This window comes from Flavobacterium sp. (assembly GCF_043722275.1).
Taxonomy (GTDB): Bacteria; Bacteroidota; Bacteroidia; order Flavobacteriales; family Flavobacteriaceae; genus Flavobacterium.
Window position 1 is genome coordinate 1 of the sequence record NZ_JAYSPC010000029.1, and the last position, 2,082, is coordinate 2,082.

Here is a 2,082-nt window from a genome sequence, read left to right on the forward strand (position 1 = left end):
GCGGTTTATAGCAACTATATCTATTTCATTTTTCCAAAAACTAAAAAAAGCTGAACAATTTTGTTCAGCTTTTTTTATTCAGCAAGCTTCAAACTTTAATCTAAAACAAAAGTTACTTGAAAGTTTGCGTTTATTTCTATTTCGCCAATTGCTAATGTTTCTCTTGGTGCAGATGTATCTGCTTGCATTGCCATCACGCCTCCTTTAAACATTGGTTGCGGATAAAACGTTTGCGAGTTGTCCGAAATCATTAACGCTTTCCCTATTTTTTGGTTTAAAACCGAAACATAATCTAACGCTTTTTGTTTAGCATTTAAAATAGCTTTTTTTCTAGCTTCGGCTTCGTAAGTTTCCATTTTTGATGATTTAAACTCGACACCGTGTATGTTGGTTACACCGGTTTCGGTAATCCCCATCATAAACTCATTGTATTTTGTCAAATCTTTTAAGATAACTGTAACTGTTTGGCTCGCTACATAATTGTATTTCTTTTTTTCGTAATCGTAATTCTTATTCAAACTTACATTTGTGGTCTGAAAATCGGTAGCAGGAATATTATTGCTTTTTATAAATTTCAGAATTTTTTCTATAATAATATCATTCGCTTTTTTTACCTCAGCAGCTTCTTTTCCCGTATTTTCAACTCCCAGAGAAATAATTCCTTGGTCTGGAATAACTTTTATTTTTCCTTCACCAGAAACTGTTATTTGCGGAATTTGAGGCATTTTTTGTTCTTGTGCGTATGTCGTCACCGTAAAAAATGTAATTAATGTTACTACTAAATTTTTCATAATTATTATTTTTAAATTTGATTGTCCGTTTTCTATCATAATCCTGTAATCCCAGCAATTACTAGTCTATCGAATAGTTTTTCTTCAAAATATCTTCTATTTAACTTGTAAACAAACTCATTTAGGTATAATTGAAGATATTTTCCTTTTATTTTATGGTAATTTCCTAAGAAATTACGTTTAGCATTACTTATTGCAATATGAACCCATCGCAAAGTTTCTGTTGTTGTTTCTTTATTGGATTTCTCTGTTATGTGTATTTCAACAAAGTCTGCAATGTCAATATATGATGTACTTTTGTCTGAAAAAAGAATACTTTTCTCTGAAATTGATTCTTTAATAGTGTCATTAATCTGCTCAGCGGTATGATCTGTTAAAACTTTTGCTTTAAAATATCTGCATTGATTTGATTTTTTTCCTGTTTCAATATCTTCTAAAATTGTTGATTCAGCCATAATTGCGGTGTTCATTTTTCCTACTGCGCCTCGACCACGAATCCCTTTTTCTTGCTCTATTTCTGATGATTCAACAGTAAAATATCCTTCGTCAAATTCTATCATTCCTTCTAAAGTATAGCGCGCATCTCTATTACCCATTGCTTTTCGTAACTTATGAACCATAGCCCAAACTGGTTCGTATCGCTTTAATCCAAGTTGCTTTTGAATTTCTTTGCTTGAAAATCCTTTTTTAGTAGCGGTCATTAAAAACATAGTTTTATACCAAATCAAAAAGGACAAATTAGAACTTTGCATTATTGTTCCACTTCGTAAAGAAATTCTACTTCTACATTTTTTACATTCATAACTCCAAACACTTTTTATCCAAAAATGTTCTTTGCTTCCGCATTTACATTGAACTCCAATCTTGTCTCTTTCTTCTTTAAAATGAAGTCTACAAGATTCTTCGCTTCCAAAATTTGCTGTAAAACTGAATAAATTCATAGCTTTTTTTATAAAGATAATACATTTTCTTAAATTATGACTAATTACGGACAATCATTTTTTAAATTAAACATAAGTAAACAAATGGCGTGCCAAACTATAATTTTCCCGTTTTTTCTAAAACAAATAACAAAATAATTGGAATGGAAAGCAAAACTACAGTTTGAGTGTTTTCAGTTACCATTGCTGGATCTTTACATAGTGTTATCAAATAACCACCTATTGCACCACCAAAATGGGCTGTGTGACCGATATTATCATTTTTGGCTTTCATACCATAAATAGAAGATAATAAATAAATAAAACCGTAAATATAGCCTGGAATAAAACCAAAAACCTCCAATTGATTA

2 protein-coding genes and 1 pseudogene are annotated in these 2,082 nt (G+C 30.6%); all 3 read right to left on the minus strand.

Annotated elements, in window-relative coordinates; translation table 11 throughout:
- Window positions 1-95: 95 nt before the first annotated feature.
- Window positions 96-791 carry an SIMPL domain-containing protein gene (locus ACHZDT_RS03945; protein ID WP_394773353.1) on the minus strand — a complete coding sequence of 232 codons (696 nt, stop codon included), beginning with the start codon at window positions 789-791 and terminating at the stop codon, window positions 96-98.
- Between the two features lie 35 nt (window positions 792-826).
- Entirely contained in the window at window positions 827-1,732 is a 906-nt protein-coding gene (locus tag ACHZDT_RS03950) for an IS1595 family transposase (protein WP_394773354.1), read from the minus strand.
- Between the two features lie 97 nt (window positions 1,733-1,829).
- Window positions 1,830-2,082 (minus strand): annotated as a pseudogene (locus tag ACHZDT_RS03955) (rhomboid family intramembrane serine protease); the annotation flags it as partial.

What these genes read in the sequence shown, in the direction of transcription:
- ACHZDT_RS03945 (WP_394773353.1), bottom strand. Translation starts at nt 791, where the DNA reads ATGAAAAATTTAGTAGTAACATTAATTACATTTTTTACGGTGACGACA.
- ACHZDT_RS03950 (WP_394773354.1), bottom strand. Translation starts at nt 1,732, where the DNA reads ATGAATTTATTCAGTTTTACAGCAAATTTTGGAAGCGAAGAATCTTGT.